The sequence below is a fragment of the Microbacterium cremeum genome (assembly GCF_015277855.1).
GTDB lineage: Bacteria > Actinomycetota > Actinomycetes > Actinomycetales > Microbacteriaceae > Microbacterium > Microbacterium cremeum.
This window is the reverse complement of the sequence record NZ_CP063812.1, coordinates 2,119,675-2,139,475: the sequence shown is the minus strand read 5'-3', so window position 1 is coordinate 2,139,475 and position 19,801 is coordinate 2,119,675. Positions and strand designations below refer to the sequence as shown.

At 69.9% G+C, this 19,801-nt stretch carries 16 protein-coding genes; 10 read left to right on the top strand and 6 right to left on the bottom strand.

Going from position 1 to position 19,801, the window contains the following annotated elements; translation table 11 throughout:
• Positions 1-31: 31 nt before the first annotated feature.
• The 10 genes from uvrA to IM778_RS09665 all read left to right on the top strand — a co-directional run bounded on the left by uvrA (position 32) and on the right by IM778_RS09665 (position 11,473).
• Positions 32-2,956 (top strand): excinuclease ABC subunit UvrA, encoded by a 2,925-nt coding sequence (uvrA, locus tag IM778_RS09710; protein WP_194408711.1) that lies wholly within the window; start codon positions 32-34, stop codon positions 2,954-2,956.
• A 5-nt stretch (positions 2,957-2,961) separates the two neighbouring features.
• Positions 2,962-4,908 carry an excinuclease ABC subunit UvrC gene (uvrC, locus tag IM778_RS09705; RefSeq protein ID WP_194408710.1) on the top strand — a complete coding sequence of 649 codons (1,947 nt, stop codon included), beginning with the start codon at positions 2,962-2,964 and terminating at the stop codon, positions 4,906-4,908.
• A 26-nt stretch (positions 4,909-4,934) separates the two neighbouring features.
• A complete protein-coding gene (gene rapZ, locus IM778_RS09700) occupies positions 4,935-5,831 on the top strand; it encodes an RNase adapter RapZ (protein WP_194408709.1) in 897 nt (298 codons plus the stop codon).
• Positions 5,832-5,909: 78 nt separating this feature from the next.
• Entirely contained in the window at positions 5,910-6,887 is a 978-nt protein-coding gene (whiA, locus tag IM778_RS09695) for a DNA-binding protein WhiA (protein WP_194408708.1), read from the top strand.
• 142 nt (positions 6,888-7,029) lie between these two features.
• Complete coding sequence (locus tag IM778_RS09690; protein ID WP_194408707.1) at positions 7,030-7,656, top strand: superoxide dismutase; 627 nt, start codon at positions 7,030-7,032, stop codon at positions 7,654-7,656.
• 102 nt (positions 7,657-7,758) lie between these two features.
• Entirely contained in the window at positions 7,759-8,769 is a 1,011-nt protein-coding gene (gene gap, locus IM778_RS09685) for a type I glyceraldehyde-3-phosphate dehydrogenase (RefSeq protein WP_194408706.1), read from the top strand.
• 8 nt (positions 8,770-8,777) lie between these two features.
• Positions 8,778-9,992, top strand: a complete 1,215-nt coding sequence (locus IM778_RS09680) for a phosphoglycerate kinase (protein WP_194408705.1) — start codon at positions 8,778-8,780, stop codon at positions 9,990-9,992.
• Entirely contained in the window at positions 9,983-10,774 is a 792-nt protein-coding gene (tpiA, locus tag IM778_RS09675; protein WP_194408704.1) for a triose-phosphate isomerase, read from the top strand. Before IM778_RS09680 ends, tpiA begins: the two co-directional genes overlap by 10 nt.
• A gap of 94 nt (positions 10,775-10,868) precedes the next feature.
• Positions 10,869-11,117: a preprotein translocase subunit SecG gene (gene secG, locus IM778_RS09670; RefSeq protein WP_127818185.1), complete on the top strand. Its 249-nt coding sequence runs from the start codon at positions 10,869-10,871 to the stop codon at positions 11,115-11,117.
• Positions 11,117-11,473: an RNA polymerase-binding protein RbpA gene (locus tag IM778_RS09665; protein ID WP_194408703.1), complete on the top strand. Its 357-nt coding sequence runs from the start codon at positions 11,117-11,119 to the stop codon at positions 11,471-11,473. Before secG ends, IM778_RS09665 begins: the two co-directional genes overlap by 1 nt.
• A gap of 63 nt (positions 11,474-11,536) precedes the next feature.
• On the opposite strand, the gene pgl is transcribed toward IM778_RS09665, so the two are convergent.
• Genes pgl through tkt form a run of 6 tightly spaced genes read right to left on the bottom strand, consistent with a single transcriptional unit; the run spans position 11,537 to position 19,731 of the window.
• Positions 11,537-12,316 (bottom strand): 6-phosphogluconolactonase, encoded by a 780-nt coding sequence (gene pgl / locus IM778_RS09660; RefSeq protein ID WP_194408702.1) that lies wholly within the window; start codon positions 12,314-12,316, stop codon positions 11,537-11,539.
• Between the two features lie 29 nt (positions 12,317-12,345).
• Complete coding sequence (locus IM778_RS09655) at positions 12,346-13,302, bottom strand: glucose-6-phosphate dehydrogenase assembly protein OpcA (RefSeq protein WP_194408701.1); 957 nt, start codon at positions 13,300-13,302, stop codon at positions 12,346-12,348.
• A complete protein-coding gene (gene zwf, locus IM778_RS09650) occupies positions 13,299-14,849 on the bottom strand; it encodes a glucose-6-phosphate dehydrogenase (protein WP_194408700.1) in 1,551 nt (516 codons plus the stop codon). Before zwf ends, IM778_RS09655 begins: the two co-directional genes overlap by 4 nt.
• A gap of 14 nt (positions 14,850-14,863) precedes the next feature.
• Positions 14,864-16,486, bottom strand: a complete 1,623-nt coding sequence (locus IM778_RS09645) for a glucose-6-phosphate isomerase (protein WP_194408699.1) — start codon at positions 16,484-16,486, stop codon at positions 14,864-14,866.
• Positions 16,483-17,604: a transaldolase gene (gene tal / locus IM778_RS09640; RefSeq protein ID WP_194408698.1), complete on the bottom strand. Its 1,122-nt coding sequence runs from the start codon at positions 17,602-17,604 to the stop codon at positions 16,483-16,485. Before tal ends, IM778_RS09645 begins: the two co-directional genes overlap by 4 nt.
• Before the next feature lie 18 nt (positions 17,605-17,622).
• A complete protein-coding gene (gene tkt / locus IM778_RS09635; RefSeq protein WP_194408697.1) occupies positions 17,623-19,731 on the bottom strand; it encodes a transketolase in 2,109 nt (702 codons plus the stop codon).
• Between the last annotated feature and the right edge of the window lie 70 nt (positions 19,732-19,801).

Sequence of the window (19,801 nt, the reverse complement as noted above, 5' to 3'; positions counted from 1 at the left end):
CTATGTCGGAGGCCCCGCCTAAACTTGTCTGGTGCCCATCGTCCCTGTCGCCCTGCCCGCAAACTCCGCGAACACCAGCGGAAAACTCAGCGTCCGCGGTGCCCGCGTGCACAACCTGAAAGACGTCGACCTCGACATCCCGCGCGATTCGCTCGTGGTGTTCACGGGTCTGTCGGGATCGGGCAAGTCGAGCCTCGCGTTCGACACGATCTTCGCCGAAGGCCAGCGCCGGTACGTCGAATCGCTGAGCGCGTACGCGCGCCAGTTCCTCGGTCAGGTGGATCGCCCCGACGTCGACTTCATCGAAGGCCTGAGCCCCGCTGTGTCGATCGACCAGAAGTCGACCAACCGCAACCCGCGATCGACTGTCGGCACGATCACCGAGATCCACGACTACATGCGCCTGCTGTGGGCGCGCATCGGCGTGCCGCACTGTCCCGAATGCGGCGAGGTCATCCAGCGGCAGACCGTGCAGCAGATCGCCGACCAGCTCGCAGATCTTCCGGAGCGCACCCGCTACCAGATCGTCGCTCCCGTCGTCACGCAGAAGAAGGGCGAGTTCGTCGACCTCTTCAAGGAGCTCGGCGCGAAGGGCTACGCGCGCGCGATCGTCGACGGCGAGCTGATCCAGCTGGCTGAACCGCCCGCGCTCAAGAAGAGCTACAAGCACGACATCGCCGTCGTGGTCGACCGGCTCGTCGCGGCGCCCGGCATCCTCGACCGCGTCACCGATTCGGTCGAGACCGCCCTTTCGCTGGCGAGCGGCGTCATGCAGGTGAACTTCGTCGATGAAGAGGGCGATGCCGCGTGGCAGTCCTTCTCCGAGAAGCTCGCGTGCCCGAACGGCCACCCCCTGCAGCTCACCGAGATCGAGCCGCGCACCTTCTCGTTCAACGCGCCGTTCGGCGCATGCCCCACCTGCTCGGGCCTGGGAACGCGCATGTCGGTCGATGTGGATCTGATGCTCGGCGACGAGGAGCTCTCGATCCGCGAGGGCGTGCTGATCCCCTGGACGACGCAGGGCAAGGGGCTGTTCCAGTACTACGAGCGGCTTCTCGAGGGCCTCGCAGCCGATCTCGGGTTCTCGCTCGACACGCCGTGGAAGAACCTCCCGGCGTCGGTGCGTGAGGCGGTGCTGCGCGGCGAGGACTACAAGGTCACGGTGCGATGGAAGAACCGCTACGGCCGTGAGATGCGCTACTCGTCGGGCTTCGAAGGGGTCGTTCCCTATATCGAGCGGCAGTACACGCAGGCCGAGTCCGACACGCAGCGCCAGCGCTGGGCCGAGTACCTGCGTGAGGTGCCGTGCCCCGTCTGCGACGGCGACCGGCTCAAGCCCGAGGTGCTGGCCGTGCTCGTCCATGGGCATTCGATCGCGGATGCCTCGCGCCTGAGCCTCGGCGAGGCGCGCGAGTACTTCGCGAAGCTGACCCTCACCGAGCGCGAGGCCACGATCGCCGCGCAGGTGCTGCGTGAGATCCGCGTGCGTCTCGACTTCCTGATCCGCGTGGGCCTGGACTACCTGAGCCTCAGCCGCGCCGCAGCGACGCTGTCGGGCGGCGAGGCGCAGCGCATCCGTCTCGCGACGCAGATCGGATCCGGGCTCACCGGCGTGCTCTATGTGCTCGACGAGCCGTCGATCGGCCTCCATCAGCGCGACAACCGCCGACTCATCGAGACGCTCGTGGCGCTGCGCGACCTGGGCAACACGCTCATCGTCGTCGAGCACGACGAAGAGACCATCCACGCCGCGGACTGGATCGTCGACATCGGTCCCGGGGCGGGCGTGAACGGCGGCGCGGTGGTCCACTCGGGTCCGATCGGCGAACTCCTCGCCGACGGCGCATCCGTCACCGGCGACTACCTCGCGGGACGCCGCTCGATCCCGATCCCCAAGAAGCGGCGCAAGATCGACAAGTCCCGGCAGGTGACGGTCGTCGGCGCGCGTGAGAACAACCTCAAGAACGTGACCGTCGACTTTCCCCTCGGCGTGCTCACCGCGGTCACCGGCGTCAGCGGCTCCGGCAAGTCCACCCTGGTCAACGGCATCCTGTACCAGGTGCTGGCGACGCGCCTCAACGGCGCGCGCCGCGTCGCGGGCAAGCACACGCGCGTGACCGGACTCGACAACCTCGACAAGGTCGTGCACGTCGACCAGGCGCCGATCGGCCGCACGCCGCGCTCGAATCCCGCGACGTACACCGGGGTGTTCGACCGCATCCGGACCCTGTTCAGCGAGACGCCCGAGGCGAAGGTCCGCGGGTACCAGCCCGGCCGCTTCAGCTTCAACGTCAAGGGTGGGCGCTGCGAGGCGTGCTCGGGCGACGGCACGATCAAGATCGAGATGAACTTCCTGCCGGACGTCTACGTGGACTGCGAGGTGTGCCACGGCAAGCGGTACAACCGCGACACGCTCGCAGTGCACTACAAGGGCAAGAACATCGCCGAGGTGCTCGAGATGCCGATCGCCGAGGCCGCCGAGTTCTTCGAGCCGATCCAGGCGATCCACCGCTACCTCAAGACGCTCGTCGACGTGGGCCTGGGGTACGTGCGGCTCGGTCAGTCGGCGACCACGCTCTCGGGCGGCGAGGCGCAGCGCGTGAAGCTCGCCACCGAGCTGCAGCGGCGCACCAACGGCCGCTCGATCTACGTGCTCGACGAGCCGACCACCGGGCTTCACTTCGAGGACGTGCGCAAGCTCCTCGAGGTGCTGGGCGGACTCGTCGACAAGGGCAACACCGTCATCGTGATCGAGCACAACCTCGACGTGATCAAGTCGTCCGACTGGGTCATCGACCTGGGCCCCGAGGGCGGTGCCGGCGGCGGCCGCGTCGTCGCGACCGGGACGCCCGAGCAGGTCGCGCGCGTCGAGGGCAGCCACACCGGCGCGTTCCTCGCCGAGGTGCTGGGGCTGCGGGCCCCGGCGGATCTCGTCGAGGCGCGCAAGGCCGGCTGAACGGCATGGCACGCCCTGCTCCCACCGTCCCGTACAAGCCGCGGCCGGGCGAGATCCCGACCAATCCCGGGGTCTATCGCTTCCGCGATGCGAACGGCCGCGTGCTGTACGTCGGCAAGGCCAAGAACCTCCGCGCGCGGCTGTCGAACTACTTCGCGCCGCTGCACACGCTCCACGAGCGGACCCGGCGCATGGTCACGACCGCGGCATCCGTCGAATGGACGGTCGTCGCGACCGATGTGGACTCTCTGCAGCTCGAGTACCAGTGGATCAAGGAGTTCGATCCGCCGTTCAACGTCCGCTACAAGGACGACAAGTCGTACCCGTTCATGGCGATCACGCTCGCCGACGAGGCGCCGCGCGTGATCGTGACCCGCAACCGTCGGATCTCGGGCGCCAAGTACTTCGGGCCGTACCCGAAGGTGTGGGCGGTGCACGACACCATCGACCTCATGATCAGGGTCTTCCCGATCCGCACGTGTAGCGACGCATCGTACAAGAAGGCCATGGCGACGGGGCGCCCCTGCTTCCCCGGCCAGATCGGCCGCTGCGGCGGGCCGTGCTCGATGAAGGTCACGATCGAGGAGCATCGAGCGATCGTCGACGACTTCATCGCGTTCATGGCCGGGGGCGACCAGCGCTTCACGAGGGAGCTCACCGCGCGCATGCGCGAGGCGTCGGCGGCGATGGACTACGAGGCCGCTGCGGTGTACCGCGACAAGCTCCAGGCCATCGACGCGGTCCTCAACAAGAGCGCGCTGGTGCTCGCCGCCGACACGGATGCGGATCTGTTCGGCATCGCCGAGGACGAGCTGGCCGCCACGGTGCAGCACTTCGTGATCCGCGGCGGACGCGTGCGCGGCGTCCGCGCCACCACGATCGAGAAAGAGCTCGACATCACGGGCGGTGAGCTCGTCGACCAGGTGATCCAGCGGACGTACGGCAACGCCGCGGGGGCCGACATCCCGCGGCAGGTCCTGGTGCCCGCGATGCCGGAGGACGCGGCCGACCTGGAGGAGTGGCTCCGCGCCCGCCGCGGCAAGGCGGTGTCGATCCAGGTCGCGCAGCGCGGCCGCAAGGCCGAGCTGATGAAGACGGCGAGCCTCAACGCCCAGCAGGCGCTCATGCTCCACAAGACCCGGCGCACCAGCGACTACGTCGCCCGCTCGCAGGCGCTCACCGATCTGCAGGAAGCGCTCGGCCTCGCCGAAGCGCCCCTGCGCATCGAGTGCTTCGACGTGTCGCATCTCGGCGGCACCAACGTCGTCGCGTCGATGGTGGTGTTCGAGGACGGGCTGCCGCGCAAGGACCAGTACCGGTCGTTCGGCGTCGCCGAGACGACCGACGACACCGACTCGCTCCACCAGGTGCTCATGCGGCGGCTCGCGTATCTGGATCGCCCGGAAGAGCCGTCGTCGGGCGCGGGGCCCGGGATCGACGTCGCCCCCGACCCGACGGCGGACGAGGAGGTCGTGACCGCACGACGGCGTCCCCGGTTCGCGTACCGGCCACAGCTGCTGGTCGTGGACGGCGGCAAGCCGCAGGTCGAGGCCGCGGCGCGTGCCCTTCGTGATTCCGGGCACGACGAGATCGCGCTGTGCGGCATCGCGAAGCGGCTGGAGGAGGTCTGGCTGCCGGGGGAGGAGTACCCCGTCATCCTTCCGCGCACCTCCGAAGCGCTCTACCTGCTGCAGCGGCTGCGCGACGAGGCGCATCGGTTCGCGATCTCGCACCAGCGCCGCCGCCGGCGTCGCGACATCCAGAGCGTACTCGCCGAGGTCCCCGGTCTCGGCGCGGCGCGCATCAAAGCGCTGCTCCGTCACTTCGGCTCGGTGTCGGCACTCAGGAAGGCGACGCCCGACGAGATCGCCGAGCTTCCCGGGGTCGGCCCCAAGCTCGCCGCTGCGATCCACGCGCACCTCGCGCAGCCGAGCGCGCCGTCTGATGAGTAGGCTGGGGGCCGACGACGGGGGTGGTCATGAGCGAGGCGACGCGTCGCGACGAGAACGGGCGCGACACCGGTGAGGTGCTGATCGTCACCGGGATGTCGGGAGCAGGACGCTCCACCGCTGCGAACGCCCTCGAGGACCTCGACTGGTACGTCGTCGACAACCTGCCGCCGCAGATGCTCAAGCCGCTCCTCGATCTGACCGAGCTCGCCGCGGGCGTGCTCCCGCGGGTGGCTGTCGTGGTCGACGTCCGCGGGCGCGACCTGTTCTCGGACCTCCCCGAGGCCATGCGGGCGCTGCGCGAGCGGCGCCAGATCCGGCTGATGTTCCTGGATGCCTCGGACGACGTGCTCGTGCGCCGGTTCGAGGCGGTGCGACGCCCGCACCCGCTTCAGGGCGACGGGACCCTGCTCGACGGCATCCGCCGGGAGCGCCAGCGTCTCGCAGCGGTGCGCGAGAGCGCCGACGTCATCATCGACACCTCGTCGTACAACATCCATCAGCTCGCCACGCAGGTCAGCGACCTCTTCCGCGAAGAGGGCGCTGCACGCCACACGCTGACTCTGCTCAGCTTCGGGTTCAAGTACGGGCTGCCGCCGGATGCCGACCTGGTCGCCGACATGCGGTTCCTCCCCAATCCGTTCTGGAGTGAGGAGCTGCGAGCCCTCACCGGCGAGGACGCCGATGTGCGGGACTTCGTGCTGGAGCAGGAGGGCGCGCGCGAATTCCTCGACGCCTACGCGGCGGCGCTGCGCCCGGTGCTCGAGGGCTACCAACGCGAGAACAAGCGTCACTCGGTGGTGGCGGTGGGCTGCACCGGCGGCAAGCATCGATCGGTCGTGATGGCGCGCGAGCTCGCCGAGCGGCTCGGCAGCATCCCCGGCGTCGCGGTGCGCGTGAAGCATCGCGACCTCGGTCGCGAATGAACCGCGTGGGCCTGGGTGGGATCGAGTCCGCCCGAGTAGGCTGTCTCTTTGTCCCGAACCCCACTGCGAAGGAGACCCGTGTCGCTCACCGCTGACGTGAAGGCCGAGCTGATCACCGTGCGCGACCCGCGCCCGACGGCCCGCGTGGCAGAGCTGACCTCCCTGCTGCGATTCTCGGGCGGCCTGCACTCGATCGCCAACCGCGTCGCGGTCGAGGCCGAGCTCGACTCCGATCTGCTTGCGCGGCGCACCGCGCGCGACCTGGTCGAGCTGTACGGCGTGCGTCCCGAGCTCGTCCACGTGCAGGGCTCCGGCGCCCGCAACGGCAGCCACTACGCGGTCCGCGTCATCGAGGGCGGCGAGACGCTCGCGCGCCAGACCGGGCTCCTGGATCAGCGCCGCCGTCCGGTCCGCGGTCTGCCGAACAAGCTCACGACCGGATCGCGCGCCGATCTCGCCGCGATCTGGCGCGGGGCCTTCCTCGCGGCCGGCAGCCTGAGCGAGCCGGGCCGGTCCGCCGCGCTCGAGATCACGTGCCCGTCGTCCGAGGCCGCGATGGCCCTCGTCGGCGCGGCGCATCGCCTCGGCATCTCGGGCAAGGCACGCGAGGTGCGCGGCGTGCCGCGGGTGGTCGTGCGCGAAGGTGAGGCGATCCGCGCCGCCCTGGCCGCGATGGGAGCCGTGCGCGCTGCCTCCGAGTGGGATCAGCTGCGCCAGCGGCGCGAGGTGCGCGCCGGCGTGAACCGCCTGGTGAACTTCGACGACGCGAACCTGCGGCGCTCGGCGCAGGCAGCCGTCGCCGCGTGTGCGCGCGTCGAGCGCGCGCTCGAGATCCTCGGCGAAGAGGTGCCCGAGCACCTCCGCGAGGCCGGGGAGCTGCGGCTCGCGCACCGCGATGCGAGTCTCGACGAGCTCGGGCACCACGCCGACCCGCCGCTGACCAAGGACGCCGTGGCCGGACGCATCCGCCGTCTGCTGGCGATGGCCGACAAGAAGGCGGAGGCCGACGGTCTGCCCGACACCGAATCGGCCGTGCCCGCCGGTATCGAGGACTGACGCCGCCCGGTCCGGGCTCGCAGTATCGCCCCGTCACAGGGGGAAGCAACCCCCTCGTCGGTGCGTTGGTGCTCAGTAGGATGAAGCCGTCACCCTCGCAGCGCCGGGCTTCTCGGCGCCGTGCCGACAGGAAGAAGAGAACATGGCGAAGTACACCCTGCCCGACCTCCCCTACGACTACGCCGCCCTCGAGCCGCACATCAGCGGCAAGATCATGGAGCTGCACCACAGCAAGCACCACCAGGCGTACGTGACCGGGGCCAACACCGCACTCGAGCAGCTCGCCGAGGCGCGGGAATCCGGCAGCCTCGCGAACGTGAACAAGCTCGAGAAGGACCTCGCCTTCAACCTCGGCGGGCACGTCAACCACTCGATCTTCTGGACGAACCTCTCTCCCGAGGGCGGCGGCGAGCCCGAGGGCGAGCTGCGTGCCGCGATCGACGAGTTCTTCGGCGGATTCGACAAGTTCCAGGCCCACTTCACCGCTGCCGCCACCGGCATCCAGGGGTCGGGCTGGGCCGTCCTCAGCTGGGACCCGATCGGGGAGCAGCTGCTCATCCAGCAGCTGTTCGACCAGCAGAGCAACACCGCTCAGGGCACGATCCCGATCTTCCAGCTCGACATGTGGGAGCACGCCTTCTACCTCGACTACCTCAACGTGAAGGCCGACTACGTCAAGGCGGTCTGGAACATCGCGAACTGGCAGAACGTCGCGCAGCGCCTCGACGCCGCCCGCCAGAAGACCTCGGGCCTGCTGGTACTGTCATAGCAGGCGCGGCGTCCCGGCGGGACCGCCCGCCGGGACGCCGTTGTCCAGTCTGAATCGCACCAAACCGCGCATTCGCGCACGACACATCTCAGGAGAAACTCCGTGGCTGTCAAGATCGGCATCAACGGCTTCGGCCGAATCGGACGCAACTACCTCCGCGCGGCGCTCGCGCAGGGTGCGGACCTCGAAATCGTGGCGGTGAACGACCTCACCGACAACAAGACTCTCGCGCACCTGCTCACCTACGACTCGGTCGGCGGCCCGCTCAGCGAGTCCGTCTCGTACGACGGCGACTCGATCACGGTCGGCGGCAAGTCGATCAAGGTCTTCGAAGAGCGCGACCCGGCCAACCTGCCGTGGGGCGAGCTGGGCGTCGACATCGTCATCGAGTCGACCGGTCGCTTCACCAAGGCCGAGGACGCCAAGAAGCACATCGCCGGCGGCGCCAAGAAGGTCCTGATCTCGGCACCCGCGACCGGCGACGACGTCACGATCGTCATGGGCGTGAACGAGGGCGAGTACGACCCCGAGAACCACACCATCATCTCGAACGCCTCGTGCACGACGAACTGCCTCGCGCCGCTCGCGAAGGTCTTCAACGACGCGTTCGGCATCGAGCGCGGCTTCATGATGACCGCGCACGCCTACACGGCCGACCAGAACCTGCAGGACGGCCCGCACAGCGACCTGCGCCGTGCCCGCGCTGCCGCGATCAACATCGTCCCCGCCTCGACCGGTGCCGCCAAGGCGATCGGCCGCGTGCTGCCCGAGCTCAACGGCAAGCTCAGCGGGTCGTCGTACCGCGTGCCGGTCCCGACCGGCTCGATCGTCGACCTCACCATCGTGACGCCGACCGAGGGCCTCACCGCCGAGCAGGTCAACGAGGCGTACAAGACGGCGGCCGCCGACGGCCGGCTCGCCGGCTACCTCGAGTACACCGAGGACCCGATCGTCTCGAGCGACATCCAGCTCAACCCGCACTCGTCGATCTTCGACTCGGAGCTGACCAACGTCAGCGGCAACCTCGTCAAGGTCTCGGCCTGGTACGACAACGAGTGGGGCTACTCGAACCGCCTCGTCGACCTCACCGAGTACGTCGCCGAGCGTCTGTAAACCCGGCCATGGCTCTGCGCACCCTCGACTCGCTGGGTTCGCTGGCCGGCAAGCGCGTCATCGTCCGTGCTGACCTCAATGTCCCGCTCCGGGACGGGGTCATCACGGACGATGGCCGTGTGCGGGCCACGCTCCCCACGCTCAACGCCCTCATCAACCAGGGCGCCCGCGTCATCGTCTGCTCCCACCTGGGGCGGCCCGACGGCGCCCCCGACACGAAGTACAGCCTCGCGCCGGTCGCGCAGCGCCTGTCGGAACTGCTCGGGAAGCCCGTCGCGTTCGCGCGCGACACCGTGGGGGAGTCGGCCCGTGAGGCCGTCGCCGCCCTCGAGGACGGCGACGTGGCCGTCATCGAGAATCTGCGGTTCAACCCCGGCGAGACGGCGAAGGACGATGCTGCGCGCCGCGCGTTCGCGCAGGAGCTCGCCGCTCTCGGCGACGTGCTGGTGTCGGACGGCTTCGGCGTCGTGCACCGCAAGCAGGCGTCCGTCTACGACCTCGCCGAGCTCCTGCCCTCCGCCGCGGGATTCCTCATCGAGAAGGAGGTCGATGTCCTCGACCGCCTCACCGAGAACCCCGAGAGCCCGTACGCCGTGATCCTCGGCGGGTCGAAGGTCAGCGACAAGCTCGGTGTCATCGAGCACCTGCTGCCGCGTGTCGACAAGCTGCTCGTCGGTGGCGGCATGATGTTCACCTTCCTTGCGGCAGAAGGCCACAAGGTGGGCTCGAGCCTGCTGGAGCAGGACCAGCTCGACACGGTGCGCGGGTACATCGCGCAGGCCAAGGAGCGCGGCGTCGAGCTCGTGCTCCCCGTGGACGCCGTGGTCGCGGCCTCCTTCGCGGCCGGCGCCGAGCACGTCGTCGCGCGAGCGGACGCCCTCGAGGACACCGCCTTCGGCGCCTCGGGGCTCGGCCTCGACATCGGGCCCGAGACCGCGTCGCTGTTCGCAGACGCCGTGCGCGGTTCGAAGACGGTCTTCTGGAACGGCCCCATGGGCGTGTTCGAGATGCCCGCCTTCGCCGCGGGCACCAAGACCGTCGCCAAGGCCCTCACCGAGGTCGACGGCCTCTCGGTGGTCGGCGGCGGAGACTCCGCCGCTGCCGTGCGCCAGCTCGGATTCGCCGACGACGCCTTCGGTCACATCTCGACCGGCGGCGGCGCAAGCCTCGAATTCCTCGAGGGCAAGAAGCTCCCCGGACTGGAGGTCCTCGGATGGCAGTGAGCACCCGCACCCCGCTCATCGCAGGCAACTGGAAGATGAACCTCGACCACCTGCAGGCGGTCGCGTTCGTGCAGAAGCTGCACTGGACGCTCAAGGACGCCAAGCACGAGGACGGCTCGGTCGAGGTGGCCGTGTTCCCGCCCTTCACCGACCTTCGCACCGTCCAGACGCTGCTGGACGCCGACAAGATCCCGTTCGCGCTGGGCGCGCAGGATCTCTCGGCCCACGACGGCGGCGCGTACACCGGTGAGGTGTCGGGCGCGTTCCTGGCCAAGCTCGACGCCCGCTACGTCATCATCGGCCACTCCGAGCGGCGCCAGTACCACGCCGAGACCGATGAGGTCGTGGGCTCGAAGGTGCAGGCAGCCCTCCGCCACGGGCTGGTGCCGGTGATCTGCGTCGGCGAGACCAGTGAGGACCTCGAGGAGTTCGGCGCGAGCGCCGTGCCCGTCAGCCAGCTCTCGGTGGCACTCGAGAGCCTGAAGGCGGATGCCGAGATCGTGGTCGCGTACGAGCCGGTGTGGGCGATCGGCTCGGGCCAGGCGGCGACGCCGGATCAGGCTCAGGACGTGTGCGCGAAGCTTCGAGAAGTGGTGGCGGCGAAGCTGGGGGAGGACGCCGCGGCACGGACGCGCATCCTCTACGGCGGCTCGGTGAAGGCCGCGAACATCGCGAGCTTCATGCGCGAGCCCGACGTCGACGGCGCGCTCGTCGGCGGGGCGAGTCTGGTCGTGGACGAGTTCGCCGCGATCATCCGCTACCAGAAGCACGTCGGCGTGTGAATTCGTTTCGGCTCGCGAAGCGAGACGAAACGAGGTGATGGTTATACTTGACGCTTGTGCGATCGGCGATCGATCGCAACGAAAGGCCTACACAGTGCAGATCCTCGAGTTCGTCCTGCAGGTGCTCCTGGGCATCACGAGCCTCCTGCTGACTCTCCTCATCCTGCTCCACAAGGGGCGCGGCGGCGGCCTGTCCGACATGTTCGGCGGCGGCATGACCTCCGCGCTCGGCTCGTCCGGGCTCGCGGAGCGCAACCTCAACCGGTTCACCGTGATCCTGGCGCTGGTGTGGTTCGCCGCGATCGTCGCGCTCGGCCTCATGACGAAGTTCCAGGCACTCTGATGGCGACCGGAGGCAACGCGATCCGCGGCACCCGCGTCGGTGCCGGGCCGATGGGCGAGCAGGACCACGGGTTCCACGCCGAGCGCATCGCGATCTCGTACTGGGACGCGCTGGGCAACGAGACGGTCCGCTATTTCGCCGCCGGGATCCCCGAAGAGGAGATCCCCGAGACGATCGACTCGCCGCACTCGGGCCTTCCCGCCGGACGCGACAAGGACAACCCGCCCGCACTCGCGAAGACCGAGCCGTACAAGACGCACCTCGCCTACGTGAAGGAGCGCCGCACCGAGGAAGAGGCCGACGCCCTCCTCGAAGACGCGCTCAAGCAGCTGCGCGAGCGCCGCGGCCAGGAGTGACGCGGGTCGAAGTCGAATGAGAAGAGCGGATGCCGAGGCATCCGCTCTTCTCTCGTTCGTACGTCAGTACTCCCTGTCGATCAGGTCGGGCGGGACCTGGGAGGCGGCAGCCTCGTCGACGAAGAACACGGTGCGCCGGCGCCCCTTCGCGCCGGCCGCGGGCACGCTCTCGTAGCTCGCACCGGCCAGTGCGAGCCCCAGCGCGGAGGCCTTGTCGGCACCGGAGATGACGAGCCAGACTCGCTTGGAGCCGTTGATGACCGGGCGTGTCATCGTGACGCGCTCGGGCGGCGGCTTGGGGGAGTCGCGCACGGCGACCACCGCGCGATCGGTGATCTGGATCTCGGGCCGGTCGGGGAACAGCGACGCGATGTGGGCGTCCGGGCCCACGCCCAGGAAGCACACGTCGAACGACGGCCACGGTCCGTCGGGGCCGGGGAAGACGGCCAGTTCGCGCGCGTAGGCGGCGGCGGCGGCATCGAGGTCCGGCTCTGCGTCGCTGGCGAGCGGTGCGTGGATGTTGGTCTCCGGGAGGTCGAGCCGGTCCAGGAACGCGTCACGCGCCTGCTGCTCGTTGCGATCCGCGTCGCCGCTGGGAACGAACCGCTCGTCGCTCCACCAGAAGTGCACCAACGACCAGTCGATGCGTGCCACGCGGTCGCTGCGGGCGGCGGCTGCCAGCACCGCCGAGCCCATGGATCCGCCGGTGAGCGAGATGTGCGCGAGCTTGCCCTCGTCGGTGCGCTTGGCGACCCGGCTCAGGAACCGGGCAGCGACCGACTCGGCGAGCTTCGCGGGATCGGGACTGATGACGACGCGCTTCTCGGCCCAGGCTTCAACCATGCTCGCCACTCACCCGCACGAACCGCTCATCAGACCTGCGTCTCCTTCGTCGCCGGCGGGTCGAGCAGCTCCCAACCCTCGGTGATGACTCGACCATACAGGACGTCCGGGTCGAGACGGCGGAGCTCCTCTGCCAGGCATTCGCGGAGCGTGCGGCGGGGGAACGCGAGCTCGTGGCTCGGCTGCCCCGGCTGGGTGAGGATCGCGACGCCGGGCGTCGGGCGCTCGAGCAGCACTTCGCCGCTCGGGCGCACCAGGGCGACCGACTTGATGCCGTGCGGCCACTCCTCGGGGGCGAGATACTCCCACTCGACCTTCACATCGAGCGCGAGCCGCAGCCAGGCCGCGAGGAGCGCCGTGGAGGGCGAGTCGGACGCGCCGCGCACCCGCACGCCGAGGACGGGCTCGTACGGCGGCTGATCGAGGATCGCCGCCAGCTGCTCGCGCCAGCGCGTGAGGCGCGTCCAGGCCAGATCGGTGTCACCGGGCGCGTACTGCTCGCCGAGACTCGCCACCCAGGCCGACGGGTCGGACTTCGTGGCGGCATCCGTGATGCGTCGTTGCGCGATCCTGCCGATCGAGGTCTTCGAGATGTTCTCGGGCGTGCGGTTCGGCCACCACACCACGACCGGAGCGTCCGGGAGGAGCAAGCCCGTCACCAGGCTCTCGAGGTTCGACTCGCCCGCCTCGCCGAAGGCGCGAAGGGTCACGACCTCGCTCGCGCCGGCGTCGCCGCCGACCCGGATCTGGGCGTCCAGACGCGAGGTCCCGTCGGTGCTGTCGGGGATCATCAGCACGATGACGCGCATCGGGTGCTCGCGCGAGGCGTCGTTCGCGGCTTCGATCACCTCTTCGACCGCGCCCTCGCGCGTCAGGATGACGAGGGTCAGCACGCGGCCGAGCGCGACGGCGCCGCCCTCCTCGCGCACGCTGACGAGCGCCCGCGAGATCTTGCTGACGGTGGTGTCGGGAAGATCGACGATCACGGGCGCCTCCAGCTACGGCCGTCGCGGGCGAGCATCTCGTCCGCGGATGCCGGGCCCCACGACCCGGGCGAATACTGTTCGAGCGGTACGCCCTGGGCTTCCCAGAACTGCTCGATCGGGTCGAGGATCCGCCACGAGAGCTCGACCTCTTCGTGTCGGGGGAACAGCGGCGGGTCGCCGAGGAGCACGTCCAGGATCAGCCGCTCGTAGGCCTCGGGGCTCGCCTCGGTGAAGGCGTGGCCGTATCCGAAGTCCATCGTGACGTCGCGCACCTGCGCTCCGGCACCCGGCACCTTCGACCCGAAGCGGATCGTGACGCCCTCGTCGGGCTGCACGCGGATCACGAGGGCGTTCTGCCCCTGACCCGATGTCTGGCTGCGCGAGAAGAGCAGCTCGGGCGCGCGCTTGAACACGACCGCGATCTCGGTCACGCGGCGGCCGAGCCGCTTGCCGGTGCGGAGGTAGAACGGCACACCCGCCCAGCGCCGCGTGTTGACCTCGAGGGTGATCGCGGCGTACGTCTCGGTGGTCGAGTGCGGGTTCATCCCGTCCTCCTCGAGGAAGCCGAGCACCTTCTCGCCGCCCTGCCAGCCGCCCGCGTACTGACCGCGCGCCGTCGAACGGGCGAGGTCCTCGGGCAGCGTGACCGCGGCCAGCACCTTCTCCTTCTCGGCGCGGAGGTCCTTCGCGTCGAACGAGATGGGCTCCTCCATGGCGGTGAGCGCCATGAGCTGGAGGAGATGGTTCTGGATCACGTCGCGCGCCGCTCCGACGCCGTCGTAGTAGCCGGCGCGGCCGCCCACTCCGATGTCCTCGGCCATCGTGATCTGCACGTGGTCCACGTAGTTGCGGTTCCAGATCGGCTCGTACAGCTCGTTCGCGAAGCGCAGCGCCAGGATGTTCTGGACCGTCTCCTTGCCGAGGTAGTGGTCGATGCGGAAGATCGAATCCGTCGGGAACGCCGACCGCAGCACGTCGTTCAGCGCGCGCGCCGACTCCTGGTCGTGCCCGAAGGGCTTCTCGATCACCACGCGCCGCCACCGGTCCGGCTGGTCGGCGGTGTCGTCGACGAGACCGGACGCCTTCAGCTGCTCGGCGACGACCGGGAAGTCCTTGGGCGGGATCGACAGGTAGAACGCGTGGTTGCCCATCGTGCCGCGCTCGGTGTCGAGGCGGTCGACGGTCTCGCGCAGGCGCCGGAACGCGTCGGGGTCGCCGAACTCGCCGGAGACGAACCGGATGCCCTGCAGCAGCTGCTGCCACGTCTCGTCGCGGAACTCGGTGCGCGCGTGCTGGCGAACCGCGTCGTACACGACCTGGGCGAAGTCCTGGTCCTCCCAGTCGCGGCGCGCGAAGCCGACGAGCGCGAAGCCCGGGGGCAGCAGACCGCGGTTGGCGAGGTCGTAGACGGCGGGCATGAGCTTCTTGCGGGAAAGGTCTCCCGTGACGCCGAAGATGACGAGCGCGCTCGGACCGGCGATGCGGTTGAGGCGACGATCCTCGGAGTCGCGCAGCGGATTCCGCCCGCGCGAGATCTCGACGGTCATTGAGGCTTGGGCTCCTACTGGGCCGCTTCGAAGAGCGACATCACTTCGATCTGGGGGTCGGTGAGCGTCAGGGTGACCACGGGGCGGCCGTGGCCGTCGGCCAGGACGCTCGCATCGCCGGCGGCCTGCGCCTGGATGAGCTGGCCGAACGTGAACGGGCGGCCGGGGATCTCGAGGTCGACATCGGTCTGCTCGAGGATCTGCAGGAAGACGCCGTTGGCGGGTCCGCCCTTGTGGTACTGCCCGGTCGAGTGCAGGAACCGCGGGCCCCAGCCGAACGTGGCCGGGCGCCCGGAGTCGGCCGCGACCAGCTCGCGCAGGCCCGCGAGCTGCGGCACCTCGAGCCGATTCGCGTACGCCTGGATGGCGACGTACCCGTCCTCGGGGAGGCGCGCCCAGAGGGCGTCGAGAACGCCGGCGACGGTTCCGGATGCCGCGAGGTCGGGGTCCGACACGCGGACCTCGACGCCGTCGACGGTGAACGCCGGCGCACTCGGCTCGGGGCGCGCGTCGAGCAGGCCGCGCGCCGCGACCTTCGCGGACTCGACGTCGGGCTGGTCGAAGGGGTTGATCCCCAGCATGTGCCCGGCGATCGCCGTCGCGTACTCCCACACCACGAACTGGGCGCCGAGCGATCCGCTCACGAGGATCTCGCCCTCGTGGTGCTCGAACAGGTGGAACTGCCGTGCCTCGTCGACCAGGCGCACGATCTGCAGGTCGGCCGGCTTGCTCTCGACCTCGGGTGAGACGGGGAGCATGACGACGGGCAGGATGCCGGTGCCGTTCTTTCCGGTCGACTCCGCGATCAGCTGCTCGATCCAGTCGGGGAGCCCGACGATGTGCGTGCCGTCGGTGATCAGACCCAGCTTGTCGCGTCGCGGCTCGCCGCCGGCGATCGCCGCCGCCAGCACCAGGGCGGGGTTGTCGGGGCTGTCGATCGCGACCTCCAGGAGCGAGGCCTCCGCCTCGTCGAGGAGCTCGCGGATGTCGGCGCCGGCGAGACCGGCCGGCACCAGCCCGAACGCGGTGAGCGCGGAGTAGCGGCCGCCGACCGTCGGGTCGGCGTTGAACACGGTGTAGCCGTCGGCCCGCGCCGCCTCGTCCAGCGGCGAGCCCGGATCGGTGACGACGACGATGCGCTCGGCCGGGTCGATGCCCAGATCGCGGAACGCCGCCTCGAAGGCGCGCTTCGCGGAGTCGGTCTCGACGGTCGACCCCGACTTGGAGGACACGACCAGCACCGTCCGGCTGAGGTCGCCGCCTTCGGCGTCTCCGTCGAGGGCGGCGAGCACCTGACCCGGCGCGGTCGAGTCCAGGATCACCAGCGGCACGCCGGCCGTCTGCGCGATGACCTCGGGTGCGAGCGACGAGCCGCCCATGCCCGCCAGCACGACCCGCGTCACGCCCTGGGCGCGCAGGCGTCCGCGAAGCGCCTCGATCTCGGCGACGAGCGGACGGGAGACCTCCACGGCCTGAACCCACCCGAGCCGCTGAGACGCCTCGCTCTCCGCCTCGGGCCCCCACAGCGACGCGTCTCCTGCGGTGATGCCCGAGGCCACGAGGCTGGCGGCCAGCCCCGGCAGCACCTCGTGCACGACGGACTTGACGCGTCCGCTGAGATGGATGTCGAAGGTCATCGCGCGGCCTGCAGAGCGTCTTCGAGCGCCGTCTTGACCGTGCCCTGCAGGTCGTGCCACGAGGCGATGAACTTGTCGACGCCCTCGTCCTCGAGCACCTGGGTGACATCGGCGAAGTCGACGCCGACCTCCGCGAGGCGCGCGAACACGCCGTGCGCCGCCTCGTAGGTGCCGGTCACGGTGTCGCCCGCGATCTGGCCGTGGTCGAACGTCGCCTCGAGCGTCTTCTCGGGCATGGTGTTCACGGTGCCCGGGGCGACGAGCTCGGTGACATACAGCGTGTCGGGAAGCGACGGGTCCTTGACGCCGGTCGAGGCCCACAGCGGGCGCTGGACGTGGGCGCCGGCTTCCGTCAGCGCCTTCGCGCGGTCGGTGGCGAACTCCTTCTCGAACAGCTCGTACGCCAGACGCGCGTTCGCGACGCCGGCGAGGGACTTCAGGCCCGCCGCCTCGTCCGTGCCGATCGCGGTGAGGCGCTTGTCGACCTCGGTGTCCACGCGCGACACGAAGAACGACGCGACGGAGTGGATCCGCGAGATGTCGTGGCCGTTCGCCTGGGCCTGCTCGATGCCCGAAAGGAACGCGTCGATGACCTCGGCGTAGCGCTCCAGGCTGAAGATCAGCGTCACGTTGACCGAGATTCCCTCGGCGAGGGTCGCGGTGATCGCCGGGAGCCCGGCCTTGGTGGCGGGGATCTTGATGTGGACGTTCGGCCGGCCGACCTTCGCCCACAGCTCCTGGGCCTGAGCGATCGTGGCCTCGGTGTCGTGCGCGAGGTCGGGGGAGACCTCGATCGACACCCGGCCGTCGATGCCATCCGTCGCGTCGTACACCGGACGGAAGATGTCGGCCGCGTCGCGCACGTCATCGGTCGTCGCGGCGAAGATCGCCTCGTCGACCGATGCGCCCGCCTGCGCGAGCTCGGTGAGCTGCGCGGCGTAGGCGTGGCCGCCGCCGCCGATGGCGCCCTGGAAGATCGTCGGGTTGGTCGTCACGCCGCTGACGTTGCGCGTCGAGATGAGTTCGGTCAGGTTCCCGGAGGTGATCCGCTCGCGCGACAGGTCGTCGAGCCAGATGCTGACGCCTTCGGCGACCAGCTTCTCGGTAGGGGTGCTCATTCTGCCTTCTCCTCGTGCTTACTGTGCCGTGCCCGCAGCGGCCGCGATGGTCTCGCGGGCCGCTTCGACGACGGCGTCGGCGGTGATGCCGAACTTCTGGAACAGGGTCTTGTAGTCGGCCGACGCGCCGAAGTGGTCGATCGCCACGGAACGGCCGGCGTCGCCGACGATGCCGCGCCACGTGAGCGGGGAACCGGCCTCGACCGACACGCGCGCCTTGACGCCCGCGGGCAGGACCTTCTCGCGGTACGCCGCGTCCTGCTCGGCGAACCACTCCAGCGAGGGCGCCGACACGACGCGGGCGCCCACGCCTTCGGCCGCGAGCGTCTCGCGTGCCGCGACCGCGAGCTGCACCTCGGAGCCGGTGGCGATGAGGATCACGTCTGGGGTGCCGTTCGGCGCCTCGGCCAGGATGTACGCGCCCTTGGCGACACCGTCGGTCGACGCGAACACGTCGCCCGAGGCCTCGCCCTCGCCGCGCGGGAACACCGGGATGTTCTGGCGCGTCAGGGCGATGCCGCTGGGTCCGCCCTGACGGCGCAGGATCTCGAGCCACGCCGCCGCGGTCTCGTTCGCGTCCGCCGGGCGCACCACGGTGAAGTTCGGGATCGCGCGAAGGGTCGCCAGCTGCTCGACCGGCTGGTGCGTCGGGCCGTCCTCGCCGAGGGCGACCGAGTCATGCGTCCACACGAAGATCGAGGGGATGTCCATCAGCGCGGCCAGGCGCACCGAGGGGCGCATGTAGTCGCTGAAGATGAGGAACGTCCCGCCGAACGGGCGGGTCGGCCCGTGCAGCTTGATGCCGTTCACGATCGCGCCCATCGCGTGCTCGCGGATTCCGAAGTGGAGCACGCGGCCGTACGGGTCGCCCGACCACTCGTGCGTCGACCATTCCGAGGGGATGAAGGACTTCGCGTCCTTGATCGTGGTCAGGTTCGACTCCGCGAGGTCGGCCGAGCCGCCCCACAGCTCGGGGAGCTCGGCGGCCAGCGCGTTGATGACCAGTCCCGACGCGGCGCGCGTCGAGACGTCCTTCCCGGACTCGAACGACGGCAGCGCGGAGCCGATGCCGTCGGGCAGTTCGCCGGACTCGAGCCGGTCGAGCAGAGCCTTGCGCTCGGGGTTGGCGGCGGCCCAGGTGTCGAAGGACTCCTGCCAGGCGGCGCGCTCCTCGGCGGCGCGCTCCTTCAGTGCGCGCGTGTGCGCGAGCACATCGTCAGCCACGACGAAGGACTGCTCGGGGTCGAAGCCGAGCACCTTCTTGGTCGCGGCGAGCTCGTCGGCGCCCAGGGCCGAGCCGTGGATCTTGCCGGTGTTCTGCTTGCCGGGGGAGGGCCAGCCGATGATCGTGCGCAGGATGATGAGCGACGGCTTGTCGGTCTCGCCCTTCGCGGCCTCGAGCGCGGCATGCAGCTCGGCGACGTCCTCGACGTACTCGCCGGTCTTCTTCCAGTCCACGGTCTGCACGTGCCAGCCGTACGCCTCGTAGCGCTGGGCGACATCCTCGGTGTACGCGACGTTGGTGTCGTCCTCGATCGAGATCTGGTTGGAGTCGTAGATCGCGATGAGGTTGCCGAGCTGCTGGTGCCCGGCGAGGCTGGAGGCCTCGCTCGTGACGCCCTCCTGCAGGTCGCCGTCACCGGCGATCACATACACGAAGTGGTCGAACGGCGAGGTGCCCGCCGGAGCCTCCGGATCGAACAGGCCGCGCTCGTACCGGGCGGCGTAGGCGAACCCGACCGCCGAGGCCAGGCCCTGGCCCAGCGGGCCCGTCGTGATCTCGACGCCCTTGGTGTGGCCGTACTCGGGGTGACCCGGCGTCTTCGAGCCCCACGTGCGCAGGGCCTTCAGGTCGTCCAGCTCCAGCCCGAAGCCCCCCAGGTACAGCTGCACGTACTGCGTCAGCGACGAGTGGCCCGCCGACAGGATGAACCTGTCCCGGCCCAGCCAGTGCGTGTCGGCCGGATCGTGCCGCAGCACCTGCTGATACAGCAGGTACGCGGCCGGCGCGAGGCTCATCGCGGTCCCGGGGTGGCCGTTGCCGACCTTCTCCACGGCATCCGCCGCCAGCACGCGGGCGGTGTCCACCGCGCGCCGATCGATCTCATCCCAACGCAGATCCGTCACCGGGCCGCCTTTCTCGAGGAGGTGCGCCCGCAGAACGAGGCCGGTCCGCGGCCCTTGTCCGGGCGGAGAA